The sequence below is a fragment of the Limnohabitans planktonicus II-D5 genome (genome assembly GCF_001270065.2).
Lineage (GTDB): Bacteria > Pseudomonadota > Gammaproteobacteria > Burkholderiales > Burkholderiaceae_C > Limnohabitans_A > Limnohabitans_A planktonicus.
Window position 1 is genome coordinate 1 of sequence record NZ_LFYT02000034.1, and the last position, 26,143, is coordinate 26,143.

A 26,143-nucleotide genomic window follows, 5' to 3' on the forward strand; every position below is an offset into this window, starting at 1 on the left:
CGAGTTTGAGCTTTGCATGAAAACGTCGGGGTCTTCGACCGCCGACCTACGCAGGCGCTGTGCCTTGTAGGTCGGTACTCGAAGAGTCCGACGTTTGGACGCTTCGGCACAGGGCCATGTCGGGGTCTTCGACCACCGACCTACAAGATCTTTGAGCATTGATTTCGCAGGTCGGTACTCGCAGACTCCGACATCTGCTCGATCCACCACCCTCGCCCGCCATGCGAGTTTGAGCTTTGCATGAAAACGTCGGGGTCTTCGACCGCCGACCTGCGCAGGCGCTGTGCCTTGTAGGTCGGCACTCGCAGAGTCCGACATCTGCTCGAGCCACCACCCTCGGCCGCCATGCGTTTTTGAGCTTTGCATGAAAACGTCGGGGTCTTCGACCGCCGACCTACGCAGGCGCTGTGCCTTGTAGGTCGGCACTCGCAGAGTCCGACATCTGCTCGATCACCACCATTGCCCGCCATGCGAGTTTGAGCTTTGCATGCAGACGTCGGGGTCTTTGACCGCCGACCTGCGCAGGCGCTGTGCCTTGTAGGTCGGTACTCGCAGAGTCCGACGTTTATGAGATCTTCAGAGTGGGATCTGACCCCAATTAACATGCCCCGCTTCGCTCGCCATGAAACAAGTGGAAAAATTAATCGGGATCTGACCCCCATAAAAGATCAGTGCTGCAGGATCTTGTTGAGGAAATCCTTGGTGCGCGGTTGGCGGTTTTCGGGGTGGTTGAAGAACTCGTCTTTGGAGCAGTCTTCCAGAATGCGCCCGCCCACGTCGATGAAGATCACGCGGTTGGCCACTTTGCGGGCAAAGCCCATTTCGTGGGTGACCACCATCATGGTCATGCCTTCGTGGGCCAGTTGCACCATCACGTCCAGCACCTCGCCCACCATCTCGGGGTCGAGTGCCGAAGTCGGCTCGTCAAACAGCATCACCATCGGGTCCATCGACAAGGCGCGGGCAATCGCCACGCGCTGCTGTTGACCGCCAGAGAGCTGACCCGGAAACTTGTCCTTGTGGGCCAAGAGACCCACGCGATCCAGCATCTTCAGGCCCCGCACTTTGGCATCGTCCAGGTTGCGGCCGAGCACCTTGACCTGGGCCATCGTCAGGTTTTCAGTGACCGACAGGTGCGGAAAGAGTTCAAAGCTCTGGAACACCATGCCCACACGCGAACGCAGCTTGGGCAGGTCGGTGCTCGGGTCGTGCAAGGGCACGCCATCGACGGTGATCTCGCCTTTCTGGAAAGGCTCCAGCGCATTCACGGTCTTGATGAGGGTGGACTTGCCGGAACCCGAGGGGCCGCAGACCACCACCACATCGCCTTTATTGATGCTGACCGAGCAGTCGTTGAGCACCTGCACCGGGCCGTACCACTTGGATACATTTTTGATTTCAATCATTTTCATTTCCCCAATTGAGCACGCGCTTCAGCGCACGATGGCAATCTTGGCCTGCAGGCGCTTGACGCTCCAGGACAGTGCAAAACAAATCACAAAATAAACGATGGCCGCCAGGATGTAGGCCTCCTCGGTGCGACCATAAATCTTGCCCGCATTGGTGAAGCCTTTGAGCAGGTCATAGGCACCAATCGCATACACCAGCGAGGTGTCTTGAAACAAGATGATGGTCTGCGTGAGCAGCACCGGCAGCATGTTGCGAAAGGCCTGCGGCAAGATCACCAGGCGCATGTTCTGGCCATACGTCATGCCCAGCGCCTGACCTGCGAACACCTGCCCTCGCGGAATCGACTGGATACCCGCGCGCATGATTTCGCTGAAGTACGCCGCCTCAAACGCCACGAAGGTGATGATGGCCGACCACTCGGCACCAATCGGTCGGCCGATCACAAAGGGCATCAGCAAATAGAACCACAGGATGACCATGACCAGCGGCACCGAGCGCATGCCATTGACATAAAAAGTAGCCGGAGCAGCCAGCCAACGCGAGCCCGACAAGCGCATCAAAGCCAGCACCGTGCCAAAGATCACGCCGCCAATGGTGGCCATGATGGTCAGCTGCACACTGAACCACAGCCCGCCCAAGACGAACTTGCGCAGGACTTCCAGATCGAAGAATGAAAAATCGAGTCCCAACATCTCAATGCCCTCCCGTTCCACCCGAGACAATGAAGCCGGGCACGCGCACTTTCTTTTCGATCAGCGCAAACACACGGTTCACCGCAAAGGCTGACAAGGCATACAGAGCCGTCACCGCCAGGTACACCTCGATGCCGCGTGAGGTTTCTTCCTGCGCTTGCATGGCGAACATGGTCAGCTCGGCAATCGAGACCGCAAACGCCACCGAAGAGTTCTTCAACAGGTTCATCGACTCGCTGGTCAAGGGCGGCAAGATGATCCGAAACGCCATGGGCAAGATCACGTAGCGGTAAGACTGCGCAGTGGTGAAACCCATGGCCATGGCCGCATAGCGCTGGCCTTTAGGCAGGGCCTGTATGCCCGCACGGAACTGTTCAGCAATCCGCGCCGAGGTGAAAAAGCCCAATCCAAACACCACCAGCAAAAAGCCGGGGACTTGCTGGAAAGCCGGAAAGACTTTGGGCACCACGAAGTACCACAAGAAAATCTGCACCAACAGCGGAATGTTGCGGAACAACTCCACCCAGGCATTGGCCAAGGCCGCCACCACAGGGCGCCCGGGCAAGGTGCGCAAAGTGCCCACCACCGCGCCCACACACATTGCCACCAGCCAGGAACTGGCCGCCACGGCCAGCGTCCAGCGCCAGGACTCCAACATCCATTCGAGGTAGGTACGGCCACTGCCGTCATCGGTCAAAAAGACCTGCCAATCCCATGTCATTTTGTGAACTTTCTACGAATTCAAAGGCGTCGCCCAAAAGAAACCCCGCCCAAGTCATCCCCGGCGGGGTTTGCTCAACGCATGGAAGGATTACTTCTTGGCGTAGTCTTCAGCAGGCTTGTCGTTCAAGTTGGCCCAAGCCGCCTTGGTGCTGTCGCTCAAAGCCAGACCGACTTTGACGTTCTTGGGAGGGATGGGTTGCAGGAACCACTTGTCCCACAGCTTGGCCATGTCACCGCTCTTGACCAAGTCACGCACGGTGTCGTCGGCCAGCTTCTTGAAAGCGGCGTCATCCTTGCGGATCATGATGGCGATGGGTTCGACCGACAGCACTTCACCCACGATGCGGAAGTCTGCGGGATTCTTGGCGTTGGCAATGTTGCCTGCCAGGATGGAGCCGTCCATCACGAACGCGTCGGCACGGCCAGAGTCCAGCAGCAAGAAGCTGTCGGCGTGGTCCTTGCCAAAGACTTCCTTGAAATCCACGCCATTGGCGCGCTCGTGCTTGCGCAGCAACTGAACCGAGGTGGTGCCGGTGGTGGTGGCCACGTTCTTTCCAACCAACTGAGCGATCGAGGTGATGCCCGAAGCCACTTTGGTCGCAATGCGCACTTCTTCCACATAAGTGGTCACCACAAAAGCCACGTCTTTTTGACGTGCCGTGTTGTTCGTGGTGGAACCGCACTCGATGTCCACGGTGCCGTTTTGCACCAAAGGAATACGGTTTTGCGAAGTGACGGACTGGAACTTCACATCCAGCTTCTTGCCCACTGCTTTTTCTACGTTGCCAATGATGCGCTGGCAAACCTCGTAATGGAAACCGGCGTACTTGCCGTCACCCAGGGTGTAGGACAGCGCGCCCGAAGAGTCGCGCACGCCCATGGTGATCGCGCCAGAGGCTTTGACCTTGTCAAGTGTGTCTGCTTGTGAGGCTACGCAAGTCAGGGCGGCCAATGCAACAGCCAACAATTGTTTTTTCATTCATTTCTCCAGAAAAGATCGCAAAGTCGAAAAAAAACAACCACCGCAAAACTGCAGCAGTTGTGCACCTCAAGGGTCAGCCCCCTGACTGTACCCTTCGAATTCAGCACAAAACGTGCCTGTCATTGAATAAGGCGAGACTATAGTCAGTTTAATGTCAGGTCCATCTCAGGGTGTACCCGAGTTCTCATGCAAAAAATGCATAACTCTATGAGTCACCTGAACCATGCAAAGAGGGTTTGGTGATGCCACTCAAATAGGCCCAAAGCTCCAATGCGCTGCGCTTGCCGCTATGACGAGCACCGGTTTTTTCTCGGTAGGCGCGCACTTCCATGGTCAAAGACATCAAAGCATCACCCGGCAAGGTGACTTCGATCAGTGCGCCAGCCAACACTTCCTTGCGGACAGCGCTTTGGGGCAAAAATGCGATGCCATGCCCCTCCAGCGCCATGACTTTGAGTCCTTCGGCCATGTCGGTTTCGTAAACACGATCCAGGTGAATGGGGGTTTTGGCTTGTTTGAGTATCCAGTCCGTCACGCCGCCCAAATAAGCCCCCGGGGCATAACCCAGGTAAGGCAGGGGCCTGGCCGCTGTGCCCGGCAAACTGACAACCGGATGCCCCAGCGCCCCCGCCTTGGTATAGGGCGCGATCACCTCTTCACCCAAAACCACCATTTCATAACGCTCTGCATCCAGCTGCAAGGGCTGCGAGGGGTGGTGGTAGGCGATCAGCACATCACAGCCACCTTCGACCAAGCGCATGGCCGCGTCGTGCACGTTCAAGGCAATCAGGCGGCTCTTGATGGGGCCAAAACCTTCACGCAAGCTCGCCACCCAAGCCGGGAAAAAAGTGAATGCCAAGGTGTGCGGAACCGCGAATTCAATGAAGTCCTGTCCTGCCGAGTTGTGCCCGCGCAGCATGGCCCGAGTGCTTTGCAAGGACTGAAGCAACTCCAGCGCCTGTGCATACAAGGTCTCTCCCGCAGGCGTGAGTTTGGTCGGGTAAGAGCTGCGGTCCACCAAATCAGCCCCGGCCCAAGCCTCCAAGGACTGGATGCGCCGCGAAAAAGCAGGTTGCGTCACATGCCGCAACTGCGCTGATCGGCTGAAACTGCGGGTTTCAGCCAAGCTGACAAAGTCTTCAAGCCACTTGGTTTCCATGTGGTGATTATGGCTTTGCGCCACGCGACGATGTCGGACTCTGCGAGTGCCGACCTACGGGGGCAGCTGTTTGGTAGGTCGGCGGTCGAAGACCCCGACGTTTGCATGCAAAGCTCAAACTCGCATGGCGGGCAATGGTGGTGGATCGAGCAGATGTCGGACTCTGCGAGTGCCGACCTACAAGGCACAGCGCCTGCCAAGGTCGGCGGTCGAAGACCCCGACGTTTGCATGCAAAGCTCAAACTCGCATGGTGGGCGATGGTGGTGGATCGAGCAGATGTCGGACTCTGCGAGTGCCGACCAACAAGGCACAGCGCCTGCGCAGGTCGGCGGTCAAAGACCCCGACGTTTGCATGCAAAGCTCAAACTCGCATGGCGGGCGACGGTGGTGAATCGAGCAGATGTCGGACTCTGCGAGTGCCGACCTACTGGGGTAGCTGTTTGGTAGGTCGGCGGTCGAAGACCCCGACATTTGCATGCAAAGCTCAAACTCGCATGGCGGGCGATGGTGGTGGATCGAGCAGATGTCGGACTCTGCGAGTGGCGACCTACAAGGCACAGCGCCTGCGCAGGTCGGCGGTCGAAGACCCCGACGTTTGCATGCAAAGCTCAAACTCGCATGGCGGGCAATGGTGGTGGATTGAGCAGATGTCGGACTCTGCGAGTGCCGACCTACAAGGCACAGCGCCTGCGAAGGTCGGTGGTCGAAGACCCCGACGTTTGCATGCAAAGCTCAAACTCGCATGACGGGCGATGGTGGTGGATCGAGCAGATGTCGGACTCTGCGAGTGGCGACCTACAAGGCACAGCGCCCCCGTAGGTCGGCGGTCAAAGACCCCGACGTTTGCATGCAAAGCTCAAACTCGCATGGCGGGCGATGGTGGTGGATCGAGCAGATGTCGGACTCTGCGAGTGGCGACCTACAAGGCACAGCGCCTGCGCAGCTCGGCGGTCGAAGACCCCAACGTTTGCATGCAAAGCTCAAACTCGCATGGCGGGAAATGGTGGCGAATCGAGCAGATGTCGGACTCTGCGAGTGCCGACCTACAAGGCACAGCGCCTGCGTAGGTCGGTGGTCGAAGACCCCGACGTTTGCATGCAAAGCTCAAACTCGCATGGCGGGCAATGGTGGTGGATCGAGCAGATGTCGGACTCTGCGAGTGCCGACCTACAAGGCACAGCGCCTGCGCAGGTCGGCGGTCGAAGACCCCGACGTTTTCATGCAAAGCTCAAACTCGCATGGCGGGCGAGGGTGGTGGATCGAGCAGATGTCGGAGTCTGCGAGTACCGACCTGCGAAATCAATGCTCAAAGATCTTGTAGGTCGGTGGTCGAAGACCCCGACATGGCCCTGTGCCGAAGCGTCCAAACGTCGGACTCTTCGAGTACCGACCTACAAGGCACAGCGCCTGCGTAGGTCGGCGGTCGAAGACCCCGACGTTTTCATGCAAAGCTCAAACTCGCATGGCGGGCGAGGGTGGTGGCTCGAGCAGATGTCGGAGTCTGCGAGTACCGACCTGCGAAATCAATGCTCAAAGATCGTGTAGGTCGGCGGTCGAAGACTCCGACATGGGCCTGTGCCGAAGCGTCCAAACGTCGGACTCTTCGAGTGCCGACCTACAAGGCACAGCGCCTGCGCAGGTCGGCGGTCGAAGACCCCGACGTTTTCATGCAAAGCTCAAACTCGCATGGCGGGCGAGGGTAGTGGCTCGAGCAGATGTCGGACTCTGCGAGTGCCGACCTACAAGGCACAGCGCCTGCGTAGGTCGGCGGTCGAAGACCCCGACGTTTTCATGCAAAGCTCAAAAACGCATGGCGGGCGAGGGGGGTGGATCGAGCAGATGTCGGACTCTGCGAGTACCGACCTACAAGGCACAGCGCCTGCGCAGGTCGGCGGTCAAAGACCCCGACGTCTGCATGCAAAGCTCAAACTCGCATGGCGGGCAATGGTGGTGATCGAGCAGATGTCGGACTCTGCGAGTGCCGACCTACAAGGCACAGCGCCTGCGTAGGTCGGTGGTCGAAGACCCCGACATGGGCCTGTGCAGAAACCACTCACGTCGGACTCTGCGAGTAACGACTTATGAGATGACATGTCTCACACATTTCAAACTTCAGCGTTCCGAATCCATAGGCTTCGGGTTTTGTCACCTTGCCCACTTGGCGGCGCACTGATTCGATGGCTGGCATGTCGTCTCTCAACTCCACACCATCGACCGTGAGGCGTAAGTTGTCTCTTGCGCTGTGAGCCGGTGGATGCACCACGGCAATGCATTGAACCCAGAAAATGCACTTGAACACCCCCAGGCCTGTGCCACCGGGTGCGTAGCGGTGTCACCCACAAGGTGAACGCTTTCTTGCTCACAGCGTTCAGGACGCACAAGGGTTTCCAGCGGGTTCAAAGCGGTCAATGGTGTTTTTTTAGGTTCAATGGCGCGGCCCATTGGGTTGAGCGTTGCGTAGCTGATTGTTCTTGCACAGGTTTGGGTTCTGGCTGCTTGGGTGCCTTAAGGGCTTGATCGCGCTGAAAAATCGAATAGGAGGATTTTTGGGGGGCTTGGTCTGTTTTGGGACAATACGGCCCATGACTCAAGACCTTCCCCAAGAACTCACCCTCACCCGCCCGGACGACTGGCACCTGCATGTGCGCGATGGCGCTGCCCTGAATGTGGTGGTGCCGCACACCGCCGCGCAGTTTGGCCGCGCCATCATCATGCCCAACCTCAAGCCGCCCGTGACCTCGGCCGAGCAGGCACTGGCTTACAAACAGCGCATCCTGGCGGCTGTGCCCCAGGGCATGGCGTTTGAGCCGCTCATGACCCTGTACCTGACCGACAACCTGGCCCCGGCAGAAATCACCCGCGCCAAGGCGGCTGGCGTGGTGGCTTGCAAGCTCTACCCGGCAGGTGCCACCACCAACAGCGACGCGGGCGTGACCGATTTGCGCAAGATTTACCCCGTGCTCGAAGCCATGCAGCGCGAAGGCCTGTTGCTGCTGGTGCACGGCGAAGTGACTTCCTCCGACATCGACCTGTTTGACCGCGAAGCGGTGTTCATCGAGCAGCAACTGATCCCGCTGCGCCGCGACTTCCCGGGTCTGAAAATCGTGATGGAGCACATCACCACGAAAGAAGCCGCGCAGTACGTGGCAGGCGGGGACGACTTGCTGGGCGCAACCATCACCGTGCACCACCTGCTGTACAACCGCAACGCCATTTTCACGGGAGGCATCCGCCCGCACTATTACTGCCTGCCTGTGCTCAAGCGCGAAACGCACCGGCTGGCGCTGGTGCAAGCCGCCACCAGCGGCAATGCCCGTTTCTTTTTGGGCACCGACAGCGCACCGCACCCCGCGCACCTCAAGGAACACGCCACCGGATGCGCAGGCTGCTACACCGCGCACGCCGCCATCGAGATGTATGCCGAAGCCTTTGACCAGGCGGGTGCCCTGGACCAACTTGAAGCCTTTGCCAGCTTCAACGGTGCAGACTTTTATGGCCTGCCGCGCAACAAAGGCACGATCACCTTGCGCCGCGAAAGCTGGACGCCCCCCGAAAGCTTTGCCTTTGGCGAGGCCGAACTCAAACCCCTGCGCTCCGGCGAGAGCTTGCCTTGGCGTCTGGTCTCGGCCTGAGTGAACTCAGCGTCACGTCCAAGTCCCGAGATGGATCGCTTCGTTCCTCGAGATGACGACAAGGCCGACACCGACGGACCTGTCAACATGCCGAGCGAAGTGCGGCAATCCATGGCTGTTGTGGCCAACCCAGGTGTCCCAGACATTGACTGGGCTGCCCCCTGGCTGGCCGACTGGTGCCTTGTGGGCGAGCCCATTGCGCAGCGGGTGGTGGCGGGCTGCCTGCAAGCGCAAGCCTTGACCGAGGCGGGGCTGGCACCGGTGGCCTTTGTGCCGCAAACCGAGCTGCCTGAAGGCCAGGCTTACGAAGACTTCATCTTTGCCAAGGGCCAAGTGCCGACCCGCGAGGGCTTGCACGACTTTTTCAACGCCCTGTGCTGGATGCATTTCCCGCTGGCCAAACGCCAACTCAACCGCATTCAGGCGACCGAAATCGCCCGCCAAGGTGTGGGCCAGGTGCGCGGGCCAGTGCGCGATGCGGCCACCGTGTTCGATGAAAACGCGCTGCTGATCCAGCCTTCAGATGCGTTGTGGGCGGCCCTGACCGAGCACCGTTGGCAGGACGCCCTGCTTGGCCTGCGCCACGAGTGGACTCACACCCGCCTGTGGGCTTTTGGTCATGCGGCGCTGGAAAAGCTGGTGCAACCCTACAAGTCGATCACGGTGCACCTGTGGCGCGTGCCGCAAACTGTGGCCCCGGCAGACATCGACATCTGGCTGGCGCAGGACCTCTCGCCCGAGAAACTGGCCACCAAGCCCTTCAGTCCTTTGCCCGTGCTGGGCGTGCCGGGCTGGTGGTCTGCCAACGCGGCACCTGCCTTTTATGACGATGCCGAGGTCTTTCGGCCCCGACGTGTGCGGGTGCCGGTCAAAAAACCGTACGCCAATGCGGACATCGTGCCCTCCGCTTGATTTTGATGGGCCAGCCCCTACCATTCGACTCCACGCGTCCGCGTGTTCCGGACTGAAAGTGAAAACATCATGAAACGTATTTTTCTGTTTGCATTGACCAACATTGCGGTGGTGTTGGTGCTGGGCATTGTGGCCAGCTTGCTGGGCGTCAACCGCTTCCTGACCGCCAACGGCCTCAACCTGGGGGCGCTTTTGGGCTACGCCCTGATCATGGGTTTTGGTGGTGCCATCATTTCCTTGCTCATCAGCAAGCCCATGGCCAAATGGACTTCGGGCGTGAAAGTCATCGCTGAGCCTGCCAACGCGGACGAAGCCTGGATCGTCGACACCGTGCGCAAATTTGCCGACAAGGCCGGCATCGGCATGCCCGAAGTGGGCATTTTTGAAGGCGATCCCAACGCTTTTGCCACCGGTGCCTTCCGCGACTCGGCCTTGGTCGCCGTGTCGACCGGCTTGTTGCAAAACATGACGCACGAAGAAATTGAAGCCGTCATCGGTCACGAAGTGGCCCACATCGCCAACGGCGACATGGTCACCATGACCCTGATCCAGGGTGTCATGAACACCTTTGTGGTGTTCATCTCGCGGGTGGTCGGTTACGCGGTGGACAGCTTCTTGCGCAAGGGCGACAGCGAAAACACAGGCCCCGGCATCGGCTACTACGTGACCACCATCGTGATGGACATCGTCCTGGGCTTTGCCGCTGCCATCATCGTGGCCTGGTTCAGTCGGCACCGTGAATTTCGCGCCGATGCCGGTGCCGCCCAACTCATGGGCCGCAAGCAACCCATGATCAACGCCCTGGCCCGTCTGGGTGGCGTGCACACCGCCGAATTGCCCAAGAGCGTGGCCGCCATGGGCATTGCCGGGGGCATCGGCCAGCTGTTCAGCACCCACCCACCCATTGAAGAGCGCATCGCCGCGCTGCAAAACAGCCCCAACTGAGGATCTTGCAGGTCGGCGGTCGCAGACCCCGACATCGGCCTGATTCACCCACAACGCCCACTTCGACCACGCCGGTGCCCCGGCAATTGCCGACTCTTCGAGTACCGACCTACGGGTTGGACGCGCTGGATCGTTCATCCTCGGACGCGGCGCGGGCCGAGCAAAAGTTGGATGCACCCGATCGGTCATCCTCGGACACTGCTCGGGTCGACTTGCGGAGCCTTGTAGGTCGGCGGTCGAAGACCCCGACATCGGCCTGATTCACCCACAACGCCCACTTTGACCACGCCGGTGCCCCGGCAATTGTCGGACTCTTCGAGTACCGACCTACGGGTTGGACGCGCTGGATCGTTAATCCTCGGATGCGGCGCGGGCCGAGCAAAAGTTGGGTGCACCCGATCGGTCATCCTCGGACACTGCTCGGGTCGACTTGCGGAGCCTTGTAGGTCGGCGGTCGAAGACCCCGACATCGGCCTGATTCACCCACAACGCCCACTTTGACCACGCCGGTGCCCCGGCAATTGTCGGACTCTTCGAGTACCGACCTACGGGTTGGACGCGCTGGATCGTTAATCCTCGGACTCTGCGAGTACCGACCTGCGAGATCACCTTTCTCACAGATTTCAAACTCAGCGTGCCGGATCAATGAGAGCGGCGCACCCGTTGCGATAGCCGCTGCAGTGAGCATCGATTCACCCCGGGATTGGTAACCGAAGTGACTGTCGTTTTCGGGGCCATCCCTATGATGAAGCGGTGATTCACCTTCTTAATTGTGGGCTTGCATGAAACCGCGCAAGTCTTTCTTGACTCCCCCTCGTCAACTGTCTGTGTTGCGACGACGCAGTTTGCGCACCATGGCCGCTTGGCCTGCGGCCGTGCGGGGCATGGTGTGGATGGTGTTGGGCGGGGTGTTGTTTTCGGTGATGAACGCCCTGTCCCGGCAACTGAGCCTTCAGCTCGATGACCAGCTGGTGCTTTTTTTGCGTTACTTGTTTGGCCTGCTGGTGATCTTGCCCTGGGTGTTTCGCCAAGGCTGGCGCAGCTACAAACCCGTCAACATGGTCGGGCAGTTCTGGCGTGGGGGTGTGCACACCCTTGGCTGTGTGTTGTGGTTTGCCGCCTTGCCGCACATGCCCCTGGCGGACACCACCGCCATTGGTTTTACCGGGCCGATTTTCATCATGCTGGGGGCCGCCTGGTTTTTGGGGGAGCCCATGCGCCAGGACCGCTGGATCGCGGCCTTCATCGGCTTTGCCGGGGTCATGGTGGTGGTCTTGCCCAAAATGTCGGGCGACGGTGGTTGGTTCAACCTGGTCATGCTGGCCTCTTCGCCGGTGTTTGCCGCATCGTTTCTGATCACCAAAGCCCTCACGCGCTACGAGAAACCCGGCGTGATTGTGCTGTGGCAAGCCCTGACGGTCACCCTGCTCAGCTCGCCCATGGCCTGGTTTCATTGGCAAATGCCCACGCCCTTGCAATGGCTGGCTTTTGCCGCCACGGGCGTGTTGGGCACGGTGGCCCACTATTGCCTGACACGGGCCTTTGCCTTGTCGGACATTTCGGCCACCCAGTCCTTGCGTTTTCTGGACCTGGTCTGGGCGTCCTTGCTGGGTTGGCTGATTTTTGGCGATGTACCCAGCCGGTCGACCTGGCTGGGGGCTTTTGTGATTTTGTGGGCCACGGTGTGGATTGCCCGGCGCGAAAGCAGGAGAAGGATCACCGTACCCGATTGACGGGGTATATTGCCGCCTCTATGGAGGGAGGGTGTTGTGATCGAGATTGAGCCATTGCGTTACACATGGACCCCGGGGGGGTCTGACACCCTGACGCTGGGGCGCTTGCAGGTGAACCCCGGACAAACCGTTTTCCTGCATGGCCCCAGTGGCTGCGGCAAAAGCACCCTGCTGGGCCTTTTGGCGGGTGTGTTGTCTCCCCGCCAAGGGCGAATCTCTTTGCTGGGACAAGACTGGGCCTCGCTGAAAGCCGGCCAGCGCGACGCCTTTCGGGCCGACCATGTGGGCGTGATGTTTCAGCAGTTCAATTTGCTGCCGTTCTTAAGCGTGCTGGACAACGTCACCCTGCCTTGCCGCTTTTCCAATCTGCGGCGTTCTCGCTGCCAGGCCAGCGGTGGCCCCGAGGCCACGGCCCAAAGCTGGTTGCAGCGCATGGGCTTGCCCGAGCAGCTGTGGAGCCGCCGCGCCGACGCCTTGTCAGTGGGCCAGCAGCAGCGCGTGGCCGCCGCCCGCGCCCTGATGGGCCAGCCCGAATTGATCCTGGCCGACGAGCCCACTTCGGCGCTCGACGCCGCCTTGCGCTTGGGGTTCATGGACTTGTTGTTGCAGGCCGCACGCGAGGCGGGCAGCACCTTGGTGTGCGTGAGCCACGACGAGCAGCAAGCCATGCGCTTTGATGTGCAATGGTCCTTGCCCGCCTTGCAACAAGCAGGGGTAAGCGCATGAACAGCCTGCTCAACATCGCCCGGCAAAGCGCCTGGAACCGCCGCAGCACGCTCGTGTGGGTGGTGGTGTCGCTGGCGCTGGCCACCGCCTTGTTGTGGACGCTCGAGCGTTTACGCCACGACATCCGCCACAGTTTTTCACAATCAGTCAGCGGCGTCGATTTGATTGTGGGCGCGCGCAGCAGCCCGGTGCAGCTGATGCTGTTTTCGGTGTTCCACATCGGCAGCGTGCCGCAAAGCATGAGCATGGACAGCGTGCACAAACTGGCGCAGCACCGCTCGGTGTCCTGGGTGGTGCCCTTGAGTCTGGGCGACTCGCACCGGGGCTTTCCGGTGCTGGGCACAACGCCTGCATACTTTCAGCACTTTGCCTATGGCGACAAACAGCCGCTGGTTTTGCAACAAGGCGCGGTGTTTGCAGACACGCTCGATGGTTTGTACGAGGCGGTGATCGGGGCCGAGGTGGCCCGCAAGATGGGTTATGGCCTGGGCCAAAGCATCACGCTGGGCCATGGACTGCATGACCATGATCATGATCACGAAGCTGAAGGCAACAAAGAAGATGAACACGCCGACAAGCCCTTCAAGGTGGTCGGCATTCTGGCCCCCACGGGCACCCCGGTGGACCGCACGGTGCATGTGAGCCTGCAAGCACTGGAAGCCCTGCACCTGGGCTGGGTGGCGGGCACCCCCATGCCGGGCGGACACATCCCGGCCGATCAGGCCCGTAAATTCAACCTGCAGCCCGAAGAAGTCACCGCCGCCCTGGTGGGGCTGAAAAGCCGGGCAGCGGTGTTCAATGTGCAGCGCTTTGTGAACCTGTACGAAGACGAAGCGCTGATGGGCGTGATGCCCGGCGTGGCGCTGGGTGAGCTGTGGTCGGTGCTGGGCCTGGGCGAAAACGCCTTGCTGGCCGTGTCGGCCTTGGTGGCTTTGGTGAGTGTGGTCTCGCTCATGGCTGTGGTGCTGGCGGGCCTGAACGAGCGCCGCCGCGAACTGGCCGTGCTGCGCGCCGTGGGGGCAGGACCCCGCCATGTGCTGGGCCTGCTCACATTAGAGGGGCTGTGGGTCACCTGCGCCGGGGTGTTGTTGGGTGTGCTGCTGGCCTATGCAAGCATGGCCTTGGCCACGCCCTGGCTGCAGCAGTCGCTGGGCATTCGTTTGCAACTGGCCGCGCCTTTGCCCACGCAGCTGGCTTTGGCGGGGTGCGTTTTGTTGGCCGGATGGTTGGCCAGTTTGGGGCCCGCCTGGCGGGCCTACCGCATGTCCCTGGCCGATGGCCTGTCGCCACGCGTGTGAGTCCTGCCCGCCAGAATCGTGTTTTTGCCGGTCGGCGGCTTTGGCCCCGACATGGAGCCTGCGCCGAAGCCAGCAATGTCGGAGCTGAAGCCACCGACCTACGGGGAAAGGTCTCTTGTAGGTCGGTACTCGCAGAGTCCGACGTCTGTGGGCTTGGGCGCTGAACTTGGTTCAACTTTGGCGGGATTCAGCAGGCCCATGTCGGGGTCTTCGACCGCCGACCTACAACACCATTGAGCATTGAACACGTCACGGGGTCGGATCATTCGCTGAAAAAAACCAAGCCCTTGAGCCAGCTTGCACTCGTTCAAGAGACCCAACTGGCTTACAGTTCTCGCATGGGAGTCCACATGAAAAAGACCTTTGTTTTTCAACACACCGCGCTGCTGGCAAGCCTGCTGCTGGCGGGCTCTGTCTTGGCGCAAAGCGTGCGGGATACCGTGCGCGACATGGTGCCGCAAGTCCAGCCGTCTTTGTCGGCCGGGCCAGCCCCACAAGGCGCCAGTACACCCGGTCCGACCCGAACCATTGGCTGGGAGCAGCTCATTCCGGCCGGCTGGGACCCCTACAAAGACCTCAAAGCCTTGAACCTGCAAGGCCTGAAAGACAACGATCCGAGGGCGGATGAGGCGCTGAAAAAAATGCGCCAAATGTGGGACAACGCCCCCATCAACCCCTTGATCCTCGGGCAGAACGTGCGTTTGCCCGGGTTTCTCGTCCCGCTGGAAGACTTGCCTGAGGGCATCAAGGAATTTTTGCTGGTGCCGTACTTTGGCGCTTGCGTGCACTCGCCACCACCGCCCGCCAACCAGATCGTGCATGTGAAATTGGACAAAGCCGTCAAGCGCTTTCGCAGCATGGACACCGTCTGGGTCTCCGGCACCTTGAGCGCCACCAAAACCGATTCCCACATGGGCGTGTCCAGCTACCGTATCGACGCGAAGTTGGTTGAGCCCTATACCGAGAAAAGGTAAACAGCGGGCCTTCTCCTTTTGGGCGTGGCACCCCTGCCGTGATAGCCCCCGCACAGTCTCCCCGCAAGGCCTCCATCCGCGAACGGCTATGCTCGACGCTGTTGCCATAGCCCATGGCCCAAAGCGTTCAAACTGAACTGGAGCCCACGATGCCCGTCACACTGGAAGGCCAACTGGTCGTTGCGATTTCTTCGCGGGCCTTGTTCGACTTTGAAGAAGAAAACCATGTCTTTGAGCAAGGCGACGACCGGGCCTACATGCAGCTGCAGCTCGATCGCCTGGAAGAACCTGCCAAACCTGGCGTGGCGTTTTCGCTGGTGCGCAAGCTGCTGGCCTTCAACGACGCCGATGCGCAGCGCGTCGAGGTGGTGATCCTTTCGCGCAACGACCCGGTCTCGGGCATGCGCGTGTTCCGCTCGGCCCAGCATTACGGCTTGCCCATTCAGCGCGGCAGCTTCACGCGGGGCCAGCCGCCTTGGCGTTACCTCAAGCCCCTGAACGCCAACTTGTTCCTGTCGGCCCACCTCTCGGATGTGCGTGCTGCGCTCGATGCGGGCGTGCCCGCAGCGCAGGTCTACCCCCATTCGGCCTTGGCCTCAGAAGCGCATCCGAACGAAGTGCGCATTGCCTTTGACGGCGATGCGGTGCTGTTTTCCGACGAGGCTGAGCGCGTGTTTCAGGCCCAGGGCCTGTCGGCTTTTCAGCAGCATGAACGCGACAAAGCCAGCCAGCCCTTGCTGGCCGGGCCTTTCAAACCCCTGCTTGCAGCCTTGCACCGCCTGCAGCAAGAGGGCACACCCGCCATGCGCATCCGCACCGCGCTGGTCACGGCCCGCAGTGCGCCCGCCCACGAACGCGCCATCCGCACCTTGATGAACTGGAACATCGAAGTCGATGAAGCCATGTTTCTGGGCGGCTTGCCCAAGGGCGAGTTCCTGCGCGAATTCGAGCCCGATTTCTTCTTCGACGACCAAACCGGCCACATCGAATCCGCCGCCAAGCACGTCCCGGCCGGGCACGTCGCTTCGGGTGTGTCCAATTCCTAGTTTGAAACGCGCCGTGTACGAGGATTACCGATTAGGCGCGTCCAAGCCGTAGGTCGGTACTCGAAGAGTCCGACATGGCTCCAGTCACCCCTGTCGCCCGCACAAGCGCAAATGCGCAACCCACCGCCTACGTCGGGGACTTCGACCGCCGACCTACAAAAAGACACGCCTTGCCCGCCGTAGGTCGGTACTCGAAGAGTCCGACATGGCTCCAGTCACCCCTGTAGCCCGCACAGGCGCAAATGCGCAACCCACCGCCCACGTCGGGGTCTTCGACTGCCGACCTACAAAAAGACACGCCACGCCTTGCCCCCCCGTAGGTCGGTACTCGAAGAGTCCGACAATGGCTCCAGTCACCCCTGTCGCCCGCACAAGCGCAAATGCTCAACCCACCGCCCACGTCGGGGTCTTCGACCGCCGACCTACAAAAAGACACGCCACGCCTTGTCCCCCGTAGGTCGGTACTCGAAGAGTCCGACATGGCTCCAGTCACCCCTGTCGCCCGCACAAGCGCAAATGCGCAACCCACCGCCTACGTCGGGGACTTCGACCGCCGACCTACAAAAAGACACGCCTTGCCCCCCGTAGGTCGGTACTCGAAGAGTCCGACAATTGCCGGGGCACCGGCGTGGTCGAAGTGGGTGTTGTGGGTGAATCAGGCAGACGTCGGGGTCTTCGACCGCCGACCTACAAAAAGACATGCCACGCCTTGCACCTCGTAGGTCGGTACTCGAAGAGTCCGACGATGGTCTGGTCAGGGTATGGCCTGTTTGCAGGCCCCTCATTTGACAAACTGGTTCATTTCCATGATGGGCATGAGCACCGCCAGCACGATCAGCATGACCATGCCGCCCATGCCCACAATCAGCAAAGGCTCCAGGATGGTGGCCAGGGCCATGGCGCGGCGTTGCACTTCGGATGACAGCTGCGTGGCGGCCCGTTGCAGCATCACCGGGAGTTGGCCGGTCTGTTCCCCCAGGCGGGCAAACATGGACAGCAGGCCGGGGAAGCGGGCGTTTTGGGCCAGCGCGGTGCCCAGGGGAGCGCCTTCGCGCACCCTTACCAATGCTTCAAGCGCGTCGGCGCGCAGGGCCTGGTTGGACAGCGTGTCGGCCGCCGCCTGCAAGGCCTTGAGAATGGGCACGCCAGCAGCGGTGAGCATGGCCAAGGTGGAGGCAAAACGGGCGCTGTTGTAGCCCCGGGCTAGGCGGCCAATCAGGGGCAAGCGCAGCCAAGCGGCGTCAAAGCGCAGGCGCAAGGCGGGGTGGCGAAGCGCCAAGCGGCAGCCTGTCACCGTCAGCACCAGCGACAACAGCATCAGCCAGCCCCAGTGGCGCACCACATCGCTGATGGCCAGCATGGCCACCGTGAGCAGCGGCAGTTGGCGCTTGGTACCTGCAAACACCCCGGCCACTTGCGGCACCACCGAGGTCACCAGAAAAATCACAATCGCCAGCGCCACCAGGCTGACGATGGCCGGGTACAGGGCAGCGCCCATCAGTTTGGCGCGCAGCTGCTGCTGGTCTTCCAGGTCGTTGGCCAGTTGGTTGAGCACATCGCCCAGGTGCCCGCTTTGCTCGCCTGCGGAAATGACGGCCAGGTCAATCGCCGGGAACTCATTGGGATGCAGGCCCAGCGCCCGGCCCAGGCTGCTGCCCGAGTTGACTTCGGCGCGGATGGCGGCCATCAGCAAGCCTTGTTTCTCGTCTTCGGCTTCATCGGCCAGGGCCGACAAGGCGCGTTCGACCGGCAGGCCGCTGCTCACCAGGCCGGCCAGCTGGCGCGTCCACACGGCCCGCTCGCTGCTGCTGAAGGCGCGCGAGCGGCCCACCGGGCGCTGCCACCAGGGCACATCAGGGCCGCTGGCGCTGCTGCCTGAGGCAATGGCCTCAACGCTCAAGGGCACCAAGGTCTGGGCGCGCAGTTGGCTGCGGGCTGATTTTTGGCTGTCGGCCTCGATCACGCCCTTGCGCATGGCGCCATCGGCTTGCAGGGCTTCAAAACGGTAGGCAGGCATGGGTCAGGGGTCTTCAGTGGCTGAAATAAATCACGCCCAGCTGGCCACCGACAACGGCCGCTTGGCCGCTGGGCAGCACGGGGTTGATGAACTGGCTGGCGCTCAGTTGCGAATAAAACGCCCAGCGCGGCGTTAAGCGCTGGCGGTAAGTGATTTGCGCGCCCCAGCTGCCCAGGCCTGCATCCTGGCGCAGGGCCGAGCCGGGCGAGCGGGCTGCCGTGCTTTGCCAGTGTGCAGCAGTGCCCCAGGTGGTGTAGGCGCTCAGCAGCATGGCGCTGTCATGGTCCAGCGGCTGGATGTAGGTCACCGTGGGCGAGACGGTGGTGCCGTCGCCACGTCCGAGCACGTCTTGCGTCAGACTCAGGCCCGCCAGCCATTGGCGAGAAAACTTATAGTCCAGATTGGCCCGCAGGCGCAGGGTTTTGCGGCCGCTTTTGAAGGCATCAAAGTCGGCGTCCTGGTCCAGGTTGATCACGCTGGCCGACAGGCCGGTCTGCCATTTGCTGGTCTTGATCCAGTCATAGGTCAGGGCGCTGGTTTGCAGGGCTTGGCCAAAGCGGTACCAGTTCGCGCCCTCCACCGTGCCGACCCGCCAGCGCCCATAGCGCAGGCCCAGGGTGGGTCGCAGGCTCATTTGGCCAGGCTGGCGCAAGTTGCCCATGTCCACTTTGGCACCCAGGCTGTAGTCCCAACGGTTTGGCGGGGGTGTGGGCTCGGTCGGTTCTGTGGTTGCGGGCAAGGGCTCTGCCGCTGTTGTGGCCTGCGGTGTTTGCGCGATAGCCTCAAACCCAGCGCCCAGCAGCAGCACAAGCAGGACCAGATTCATGTAGGAGCCAGCCCTGCTGGCGATGGGGCGATGGGGCAGCGCAGCCCATCGCTTGCAGGGCAAGCTCCTACAAAATGCGGCCAGGGCTGCATATCGCTGTGCGAAAGCGCCAGGCACAGCACCCAGCCGCGCGAGCAGGACCAGATTCATGTAGGAGCCAGCCCTGCTGGCGATGGGGCGGTGGTGCTTCGCAGGCAATCGCTTGCAGGGCAAGCTCCTACAAAATGCGGCCAGGGCCGCACATCGCTGTGCGAAAGCGCCAGGCACAGCGCCCTTCAGCACAAGCAGGACCAGGTTCATGTAGGAGCCAGCCCTGCTGGCGATGGGGCGGTGGTGCTTCGCAGGCAATCGCTTGCAGGGCAAGCTCCTACAAAATGCGGCCAGGGCTGCATATCGCTGTGCGAAAGCGCCAGGCACAGCACCCAGCCGCGCGAGCAGGACCAGATTCATGTAGGAGCCAGCCCTGCTGGCGATGGGGCGATGGTGCAGCGCAGGCCATCGCTTGCAGGGCAAGCTCCTACAAAATGCGGCCAGGGCTGCATATCGCTGTGCGAAAGCGCCAGGCACAGCACCCAGCCGCGCGAGCAGGACCAGATTCATGTAGGAGCCAGCCCTGCTGGCGATGGGGCGGTGGTGCAGCGCAGGCCATCGCTTGCAGGGCAAGCTCCTACAAAATGCGGCCAGGGCTGCATATCGCTTGCAGGGCAAGCTCCTACAAATACCTGTGCCCCAATGGACATCAGCGCGCTGCAGGCGTGCTGGGGCCAAGAACGCCAAGAGGGACGTTGGAGCCAGAAGTGCGGTCAAATCGCGCATCAGTCCCGCGTCACGCGCAGCAGTTCTTCGGCGCTGGTGATGCCCGCATCCACCAGGCGCTGGCCGTCGCCCTTCATGAGCACCATGCCCTGGTTCAGGGCGGTGGAGCGCAAGTCGGCTTCGGCGGCGCGGTTGTGGATGTGTGCCTTGATGTCCTCACTGGCCACCAGCAGTTCAAAAATGCCGGTGCGCCCGGCGTAGCCGGTGTGGCCGCAGGCGTCGCAGCCCGCGCCGTGACAGGCGGTGCAGCGCTTGCGCACCAGGCGCTGGGCCAGCACACCCAAGAGCGAGGAGCTGAGCAAAAACGGCTCCACCCCCATGTCGATCAGGCGGTTGACGGCGCTGGTGGCGTCGTTGGTGTGCAGCGTGGCCAGCACCAAGTGGCCCGTGAGCGAGGCCTGGATGGCAATTTGCGCGGTCTCAAAGTCGCGGATCTCACCGATCATGATCACGTCCGGGTCTTGACGCAGGATGGCGCGCAAGGCTTTGGCAAAGGTCAGGTCGATCTTGGCATTCACCTGCGTCTGGCCCACGCCGGGCAGCTCGTATTCGATGGGGTCTTCCACCGTCATGATGTTGTTGCGCGTGGCGTCCAGGCGCTGCAGCGCGGCATACAGGCTGGTGGTTTTGCCCGAGCCGGTCGGGCCGGTGACGAGCAAGATGCCATGCGGTTGGTGGATCAACTGGTCAATTTGCTGCAAGACGCGGCCTTGCATGCCCACCGCCTCCAGCGTCAGGCGCGCTTCGCTCTTGTCGAGCAGACGCAGCACGGCGCGTTCGCCATACGCGCTGGGCAAGGTGGACACGCGCACATCGACCGCGCGTGAGCCCAGGCGCAGGCTGATGCGGCCGTCTTGCGGCAGTCGTTTTTCGGCAATGTCGAGTTCGGCCATGATTTTCAGGCGCGAGATCAGTGCAGCGTGCAGCGCCCGGTTCGGTTGTACAACCTCGCGCAGCGTGCCGTCGATGCGGAAACGCACACTCGAATGGCGTTCATACGGCTCGATGTGGATGTCGCTGGCCCCGTCGCGTGCGGCCTGGGTCAGCAAGGCGTTGAGCATGCGGATGATGGGGGCGTCGTCGCTGGCCTCCAGCAAATCTTCCACAGCGGGCAGGTCTTGCATCATGCGTGAGAGGTCGGCTTCGGACTCGACTTCGCTGACGACTGCCGCCGCTGTCGAGCTGCTGTGGGCCTGGCCACCGGAATAGGCCTGGTGGACGAGGCGGCTCACCTCTGACAGCGTGCTGTGCTGCAGGTTCAGCGCGGTAGTGCCGAACTTGCGCGTGACTTCAGACAGTGCGGCCCGGTCGCTGCCAGGGCACAGCCAAAGGGTCAGGCCTTGGCCGTCGTCTTCGAGCAACAGGTGGTGCGTGCGCGCAAACGCGTAGGGCAGGGGGTAACGCATACCTGGCTCAGGGCTTGGCGGGAGTGGCGGGGGTGGCTGGCGCAGGCACAGGCAAGGCAGGCAAGGCGGGCAGCACGGCCGCGCCCGAGATGGGCAGGGTGCTGCTGGCGGCCGGTTGTACGCCTTGCTGGTTCAAGCGCATTTGCTCGTAACGGCCCATGGACAGGGCTTCGGTGGCCGCGCCGTCACGCACCACCACCGGGCGCAAGAAGACCATGAGGTTGGTTTTCTTGCGGCTGCGTGCTTCAGACTTGAACAGGTTGCCAAAAAAGGGCAGATCGCCCAGGCCCGGCACCTTTTCCTGGCTGGTGCTGGTGTCGTCTTGCAGCAAACCGCCCAGCACCACAATCGAGCCGTCTTCGACCAGCACGCTCGACTCGATGGAGCGCTTGTTGGTGATCAGGCCCGAGGTGGACGAGCTTTTGCTGTCGATGCTGCTCACCTCCTGGAAGATTTGCATCTTGACGGTGCCGTTTTCGCTGATTTGCGGCTTGACCCGCAGCGTCAGGCCCACGTCCTTGCGCTCGATGGTCTGGAACGGGTTGACCGCGCCAGTGTTGCTGTTGTTGGCGGTGTACTGGCCGGTCACAAAGGGCACGTTTTGGCCGATCACGATTTTGGCTTCTTCGTTGTCCAGGGTCAGCAAATTGGGCGTGGACAGCACATTGGCGTCGCCTTCACTTTGCAGAAAACGGGCCAACGCGCCCAGCGCCAACACCCCGTTGCGCTGCTGCCCCACGGCCACATTCAGCCCGGTGGACGCGGTGTATTTGCCCGTGGCCGCATTGGCCGCCAGCGTCAGCAAATTGGTGCCGCCCACTGAAAAGTTGGTGCCCAACAAACCCACCGCGCTGCCACTGGTGCCGGTGCCGCTCATCCACTGCACGCCAAACTCGGCGGCCTTGTCGGCGCTGACTTCGGCGATCAGGCTTTCCACAAACACCTGGGCGCGGCGCTGGTCGAGCATGTCGATGACGCTGCGCAACTGGCGGTATTGCGGCTCGGGCGCGGTGATGATGAGCGCGTTGGTGGCCGGGTCGGCCTGGATCTGGCCGCCAGTAGAGGGCTGGGCGCTGGCATTGCTGCCTGTCCCTGTGCCTGCAGCCCCGGGCATGCCCGAAGGGACAGAGCTGATGCCGCTGCCTGTCGTGCCGCTTGCCCCGCTGGCGCTGGTGCTGATGGCAGCGCGCAGCGTGGCAGCCAGTTTGGTGGCGTCGGCGTTCTTCAGATACACCACATGGATGTTGCCGCTGGCCGCGTTGGCACCACTGGCGTTGGGCTGGTCGAGTTGTTCGATCAGGCTGCGCGTGAGCGCCAGACGCGCGGGGTTGGCAGCCCGCACGATCAAGCTGTTGGTGCGCACTTCGGCCAGCACGGTGGTTTTGAAGCCGGTGTCGGTTTGGCCGGCGGTGGCGGGGGCACCCCCAGCCGCACCAGCTGCGGCACCCGAATCCAGCAGGCGCTGCACCAGCGTGGCCACATCCGGGGCGATGCCGTGTTTGAGCCGGATCACCTCAACCCCGGTGGCGTTGGACACATCGAGCGCGGCAATGATGCGGCCTAAGCGCTGCAGGTTGTCGCCGTAGTCGGTGATGACCAGGGCGTTGGTGCCTGGGTTCACGTTGATGGTGTTGTTGGGGCTGATCAGCGGGCGCAGCACCGGCACCAGGTTGTTGGCGTTTTCGTGGTTCAGACGAAAGATTTGCGTCACGATCTGGCCGCTGCTGGCGGGCACGGCACCGGCCGACACGCTGGCGCTTTGCAGCTTGGCTTCGGCTTCGGGCAGCACGGTGTAAAGACCGGCCGACTCCACCACGGCAAAGCCCTGGGTGCGCAGCTGGCTGGCAAACAGGCGCAGCGCCTGCGCCGGGGGCACGGGCACGGTGCTCGACAGCGTCATGGTGCCCTTGACACGCGGGTCCACCACCACGTTGTGCCCCGACAAGGTGGCCAGGGTGCGGGCCACAGCGTCGATTTCGGCGTTTTGAAAGTTCAGCGTCACCGGCTCTTTGGGGTTGATCGGCTTGGCGGTTTGCGCAGCGGCGGGCGTGCCCAGGCAAGCGATGCAAAGGGCCGTGGCCGTCAAAAGATGGGGCAAAGCAGGCAGGGTGTGCATTTTGTAAAAAGTTGGCATGTGGTGCATGGGTTTATCCCAGTGAAAGCAGGCTGCGCGTGCCCTGACGGCGGCCGATGATGTTGAGCAAATTGGACAAGGCGGCCTCGCTGCCCTCTTGGGCACTGGCTTCGCCGGTAAAGCGCAGGCGCTGGCCCACCCATTGCCCCTGACCTTGCAGTTGCAAGGGGCCTTGCAGGGTGCTCAGCTGCAGGTCGGGCGTGGCCGAGCCTTCGGGCGTGCCCCGCAGCTGAATCCGGTAACTGCCCATGGGCTGCAAGGTGCTGAGTTTGGAAGACATGTTCAGGGCGTCGAGTTTGGCCAGGCCCTGCAGTTGCAAACGGCCAGCGGCCCAGTTCAGTTGCAGGGCTTCGGTGTGCAACTGCAGTTGTCCGGCCGCTTGCAAGGTGTTCCAGGGTGCGCCCAAGCCCGACAGCAAAGCGGCAGGCCAGGTGGAGGTGTGGTCGCTCAGTTGCAGCTGCAGCGTGGACAGGCCTGCTTGAAGACGGGCATTGGCGGGCTGCTGCATGCAGCAGTCGGCTAGAAATTGCAGTTTCAACGACATCCAGCCGGGTGAAATTTGCCACTGCAAGCGCCCAGGCAGGGCTTGCGCGTCGCGGCTGCCCGCGCCGCCACTGAGCACCAGCTGGGCCGAGCCCTGCCAGACCGTGCCCCGCGCTTGGTGCAGCTGAATTTGCCCCAGGCTGGCTTGACCCACGCCCCAAGCCAGCCAGCGGGCAGGTGCCCACAAGAGCAGCGCCAGGCACAGACCCAGGCAGGCGCCCCAGACGGCCGGGCGCCAGGGGCTGCGTGCTGGGGCAGCGGAGGGGGGCAGGCCTGTGCGCCGGGCCATGGGTTTCAAATCCAGGCGCTTCAAGTTCAGGCGGGAAGGGGTGGGGTGCATCACGGCAGGTCGCTTCAAGGCAGGCTCAAAACCAGGGTGCCGCTCCAGCGCACAGCGCTGCTGCTGGCGGCGGCATCGGGGGCCTTGACCGCTGGCGTTGCCGGGCCAGGCTTGGCCGCTGCGGGCACGCTGACTTGCCGCAGCTGGGCTTGCACGGGCAGGGCCTGAGCGTGTTCGCGGGCTTGTTGCAGCCAGGGGGCCAGGCCATCGGCGGGGGCCGCTTGCAGGCTCACGGTGGCGCGTTCACCTTGCAGGCTGAGCTTGGCATCAGCCCCCAGGCCGGAAAGGTTGCGTTCGAGCCACTGCACGGCGTCGGCGCGGGAGATGGCCGAAGGTTTTTTCAGGCTTTGGGCCTGCGCTTTCAGCTGGCGCATTTGGGCGCTTTGGCGGTCGAGTGCGGCTTGGCGGGCGGGCGCTTCGTGCCAGGTTTGCAAGGCCGGGGCCAGGGCGATGCGCCAGACAGCGGCCAGGGCCAAGACCACGGCAGCCAGGCTCAGCAGTTGGCGTTCGCGTGCGCTGCGTTGTGCCCAGGCGGCGATCAGTGACGCGCGCAGGGGGGCAGCCACGGCCTGAAGTTGTGGGGTCCAGCGGCTCATGGTTGTCCCCCTTGGGTGCTCATGACCCCGGCTGTGCCGTCGGTGCGCCAGGCATAGCCTTGGGCGTTCAGCGCTTTGGCCAGGGCTTGCTGCGCGCTGTCGTTCAGGGTCAGCTCGGGCAGGCGCAGCTGGCCGGGTTCAAACTGATACTGAGACGGGGCAGCGGTGCCTGCAGGCCAGCTTTGCCCCAGGGCGCTGAGCATGGTTTCCAGGTCGCTTGCGCTCAGTTGGCCTGAGCCTTGGCGCAGCCGGGCCACTTCGCGGGTCATTTGCAAAGGCGCATCCACCACCACTTGGGTTTTGGGAAAGGTCTCGCGCAGCATCTGTGCCCAGCTGTTTTGCTGGGCCTGCCAGTCGGCGCGTGTTTTGAAGGCCCACACATTCAGGCCCAGCAACTGGCTGGCCAGCAAGACCCCCAGGCCCCAGCGGGCCGGTCGCCAGTCGCGGCTGTGCCACAGGTGGCTGGCGCTGCGTTGCCAGTTTTTCAGGCGCCGCGCACGGGCGTTGGCCTGAAACTCAAACTGCGCCAAATCCCAGCCTGTGCCCAAGGCCTGCAGCCAATGCTGCTTGGGGGCCACCATGGGCGCTTTCAGGCCCAGGCGCTCGGTCACCCAGGTCACCACGCCGGGCTCGGCGCTCAAGCTGGCGCTGCCGCGATCTTCGTCGCTCAGCACATCTTGGGCCGTCAGCACACTGGCCATGGGCAGGCCCCACACGCCGCGATCGGCCTGCTGCAGCCACAGCCAGCCTTCATCGGCCGGGCCAACGGCTGTGATGTGCAGCGCAGCGCCCACGGGCGCAAATTCGGGCACGATGCGGTGCACCGTGATGCCGGCGGACTCCAGGGCCTGCAGCTGTGCGCTCAACCAGGCTCTGTCACAGGCGGCCACCCAGGGTTGTTCGGTGTTTTTCCATTGGGCTTGCAAGGCCAGGTGCAGCTGGGCCGGGTCGTCAAGCAGGGCGTCTTCGAGCAGACCTTGCAGTGCGGCTTGCAGGCGCGACGCCTGTTTGTGCAGCCCGGCGGGCAGCGTCACCCGGTGCCAAGACAAAGCCCCGGCGGGCACCAGGGCCACCACTTCGGTCTGCCGGTCGGCGCGGGGCAGCAAAGGGGTTTGCGCCCATTGCACGTTCAGTGAGGCTGGTGGGGAGTCGGTGTGCACCAGCGCATGCGCATACACCGTGGTGGTGCCAGGCATGCCAAAGGGCAGTTGAATGATCAGAGTTCGCATGAG

At 62.3% G+C, this 26,143-nt stretch carries 20 protein-coding genes; 8 read left to right on the forward strand and 12 right to left on the reverse strand.

The window, feature by feature from the left end:
- Positions 1-668: 668 nt before the first annotated feature.
- From H663_RS38475 to H663_RS38495, 5 genes are all read right to left on the reverse strand, one after another.
- Positions 669-1,406, reverse strand: coding sequence for an amino acid ABC transporter ATP-binding protein (locus H663_RS38475; protein WP_053169357.1), 738 nt, complete (start codon positions 1,404-1,406; stop codon positions 669-671).
- Between the two features lie 27 nt (positions 1,407-1,433).
- The gene (locus H663_RS38480; RefSeq protein WP_053168652.1) at positions 1,434-2,102 is read right to left on the reverse strand and encodes an amino acid ABC transporter permease; all 669 of its coding nucleotides are present in this window, start codon (positions 2,100-2,102) and stop codon (positions 1,434-1,436) included.
- A 1-nt stretch (position 2,103) separates the two neighbouring features.
- On the reverse strand, positions 2,104-2,823 hold the full coding sequence (locus tag H663_RS38485) for an amino acid ABC transporter permease (RefSeq protein WP_053168654.1): 720 nt from the start codon (positions 2,821-2,823) through the stop codon (positions 2,104-2,106).
- Positions 2,824-2,913: 90 nt separating this feature from the next.
- Positions 2,914-3,804 (reverse strand): transporter substrate-binding domain-containing protein, encoded by an 891-nt coding sequence (locus H663_RS38490; protein WP_053168656.1) that lies wholly within the window; start codon positions 3,802-3,804, stop codon positions 2,914-2,916.
- Between the two features lie 208 nt (positions 3,805-4,012).
- Entirely contained in the window at positions 4,013-4,966 is a 954-nt protein-coding gene (locus tag H663_RS38495) for a LysR family transcriptional regulator (protein WP_053168659.1), read from the reverse strand.
- A gap of 2,583 nt (positions 4,967-7,549) precedes the next feature.
- On the opposite strand from H663_RS38495, the gene pyrC reads away from it, so the two are divergent.
- The 8 genes from pyrC to H663_RS38540 all read left to right on the forward strand — a co-directional run bounded on the left by pyrC (position 7,550) and on the right by H663_RS38540 (position 16,233).
- Positions 7,550-8,599, forward strand: coding sequence for a dihydroorotase (gene pyrC / locus H663_RS38505; RefSeq protein WP_053168646.1), 1,050 nt, complete (start codon positions 7,550-7,552; stop codon positions 8,597-8,599).
- An 87-nt stretch (positions 8,600-8,686) separates the two neighbouring features.
- Positions 8,687-9,511 (forward strand): DUF3025 domain-containing protein, encoded by an 825-nt coding sequence (locus tag H663_RS38510; protein ID WP_240620577.1) that lies wholly within the window; start codon positions 8,687-8,689, stop codon positions 9,509-9,511.
- Between the two features lie 69 nt (positions 9,512-9,580).
- Positions 9,581-10,456 carry a protease HtpX gene (htpX, locus tag H663_RS38515; protein ID WP_053168645.1) on the forward strand — a complete coding sequence of 292 codons (876 nt, stop codon included), beginning with the start codon at positions 9,581-9,583 and terminating at the stop codon, positions 10,454-10,456.
- Between the two features lie 803 nt (positions 10,457-11,259).
- Positions 11,260-12,189 (forward strand): DMT family transporter, encoded by a 930-nt coding sequence (locus H663_RS38520; RefSeq protein ID WP_240620578.1) that lies wholly within the window; start codon positions 11,260-11,262, stop codon positions 12,187-12,189.
- A 36-nt stretch (positions 12,190-12,225) separates the two neighbouring features.
- Positions 12,226-12,915 (forward strand): ABC transporter ATP-binding protein, encoded by a 690-nt coding sequence (locus H663_RS38525; RefSeq protein WP_053168641.1) that lies wholly within the window; start codon positions 12,226-12,228, stop codon positions 12,913-12,915.
- Positions 12,912-14,213: an ABC transporter permease gene (locus tag H663_RS38530; protein ID WP_053168640.1), complete on the forward strand. Its 1,302-nt coding sequence runs from the start codon at positions 12,912-12,914 to the stop codon at positions 14,211-14,213. The genes H663_RS38525 and H663_RS38530 overlap by 4 nt, the downstream gene beginning before the upstream one ends.
- Before the next feature lie 350 nt (positions 14,214-14,563).
- Positions 14,564-15,187: a DUF3299 domain-containing protein gene (locus H663_RS38535; protein WP_053169354.1), complete on the forward strand. Its 624-nt coding sequence runs from the start codon at positions 14,564-14,566 to the stop codon at positions 15,185-15,187.
- A 149-nt stretch (positions 15,188-15,336) separates the two neighbouring features.
- Positions 15,337-16,233, forward strand: coding sequence for a 5'-nucleotidase (locus H663_RS38540; RefSeq protein ID WP_053169352.1), 897 nt, complete (start codon positions 15,337-15,339; stop codon positions 16,231-16,233).
- Between the two features lie 781 nt (positions 16,234-17,014).
- Here H663_RS38540 and gspF read toward each other — a convergent pair.
- The 7 genes from gspF to gspL form a co-directional block, all read right to left on the reverse strand.
- The gene (gene gspF, locus H663_RS38545; protein ID WP_053168638.1) at positions 17,015-18,250 is read right to left on the reverse strand and encodes a type II secretion system inner membrane protein GspF; all 1,236 of its coding nucleotides are present in this window, start codon (positions 18,248-18,250) and stop codon (positions 17,015-17,017) included.
- 13 nt (positions 18,251-18,263) lie between these two features.
- Positions 18,264-19,076, reverse strand: a complete 813-nt coding sequence (locus H663_RS41395) for a porin family protein (protein WP_133240066.1) — start codon at positions 19,074-19,076, stop codon at positions 18,264-18,266.
- 815 nt (positions 19,077-19,891) lie between these two features.
- Positions 19,892-21,298: a GspE/PulE family protein gene (locus H663_RS38555; RefSeq protein ID WP_053168636.1), complete on the reverse strand. Its 1,407-nt coding sequence runs from the start codon at positions 21,296-21,298 to the stop codon at positions 19,892-19,894.
- A 7-nt stretch (positions 21,299-21,305) separates the two neighbouring features.
- A complete protein-coding gene (gspD, locus tag H663_RS38560; protein WP_083451011.1) occupies positions 21,306-23,432 on the reverse strand; it encodes a type II secretion system secretin GspD in 2,127 nt (708 codons plus the stop codon).
- 13 nt (positions 23,433-23,445) lie between these two features.
- Positions 23,446-24,264: a type II secretion system protein N gene (gene gspN, locus H663_RS38565; protein ID WP_053169348.1), complete on the reverse strand. Its 819-nt coding sequence runs from the start codon at positions 24,262-24,264 to the stop codon at positions 23,446-23,448.
- Between the two features lie 65 nt (positions 24,265-24,329).
- The gene (gspM, locus tag H663_RS38570; RefSeq protein ID WP_053168634.1) at positions 24,330-24,911 is read right to left on the reverse strand and encodes a type II secretion system protein GspM; all 582 of its coding nucleotides are present in this window, start codon (positions 24,909-24,911) and stop codon (positions 24,330-24,332) included.
- Positions 24,908-26,140, reverse strand: a complete 1,233-nt coding sequence (gene gspL, locus H663_RS38575) for a type II secretion system protein GspL (RefSeq protein WP_053168632.1) — start codon at positions 26,138-26,140, stop codon at positions 24,908-24,910. The genes gspM and gspL overlap by 4 nt, the downstream gene beginning before the upstream one ends.
- Between the last annotated feature and the right edge of the window lie 3 nt (positions 26,141-26,143).

Coding starts and splice junctions, on each gene's coding strand:
- H663_RS38475 (WP_053169357.1), bottom strand. CDS start 1,406: ATGATTGAAATCAAAAATGTATCCAAGTGGTACGGCCCGGTGCAGGTG.
- H663_RS38480 (WP_053168652.1), bottom strand. CDS start 2,102: ATGTTGGGACTCGATTTTTCATTCTTCGATCTGGAAGTCCTGCGCAAG.
- H663_RS38485 (WP_053168654.1), bottom strand. CDS start 2,823: ATGACATGGGATTGGCAGGTCTTTTTGACCGATGACGGCAGTGGCCGT.
- H663_RS38490 (WP_053168656.1), bottom strand. CDS start 3,804: ATGAAAAAACAATTGTTGGCTGTTGCATTGGCCGCCCTGACTTGCGTA.
- H663_RS38495 (WP_053168659.1), bottom strand. CDS start 4,966: ATGGAAACCAAGTGGCTTGAAGACTTTGTCAGCTTGGCTGAAACCCGC.
- pyrC (WP_053168646.1), top strand. CDS start 7,550: ATGACTCAAGACCTTCCCCAAGAACTCACCCTCACCCGCCCGGACGAC.
- H663_RS38510 (WP_240620577.1), top strand. CDS start 8,687: ATGCCGAGCGAAGTGCGGCAATCCATGGCTGTTGTGGCCAACCCAGGT.
- htpX (WP_053168645.1), top strand. CDS start 9,581: ATGAAACGTATTTTTCTGTTTGCATTGACCAACATTGCGGTGGTGTTG.
- H663_RS38530 (WP_053168640.1), top strand. CDS start 12,912: ATGAACAGCCTGCTCAACATCGCCCGGCAAAGCGCCTGGAACCGCCGC.
- H663_RS38535 (WP_053169354.1), top strand. CDS start 14,564: ATGAAAAAGACCTTTGTTTTTCAACACACCGCGCTGCTGGCAAGCCTG.
- H663_RS38540 (WP_053169352.1), top strand. CDS start 15,337: ATGCCCGTCACACTGGAAGGCCAACTGGTCGTTGCGATTTCTTCGCGG.
- gspF (WP_053168638.1), bottom strand. CDS start 18,250: ATGCCTGCCTACCGTTTTGAAGCCCTGCAAGCCGATGGCGCCATGCGC.
- H663_RS41395 (WP_133240066.1), bottom strand. CDS start 19,076: ATGAATCTGGTCCTGCTTGTGCTGCTGCTGGGCGCTGGGTTTGAGGCT.
- H663_RS38555 (WP_053168636.1), bottom strand. CDS start 21,298: ATGCGTTACCCCCTGCCCTACGCGTTTGCGCGCACGCACCACCTGTTG.
- gspD (WP_083451011.1), bottom strand. CDS start 23,432: ATGCCAACTTTTTACAAAATGCACACCCTGCCTGCTTTGCCCCATCTT.
- gspN (WP_053169348.1), bottom strand. CDS start 24,264: ATGGCCCGGCGCACAGGCCTGCCCCCCTCCGCTGCCCCAGCACGCAGC.
- gspM (WP_053168634.1), bottom strand. CDS start 24,911: ATGAGCCGCTGGACCCCACAACTTCAGGCCGTGGCTGCCCCCCTGCGC.
- gspL (WP_053168632.1), bottom strand. CDS start 26,140: ATGCGAACTCTGATCATTCAACTGCCCTTTGGCATGCCTGGCACCACC.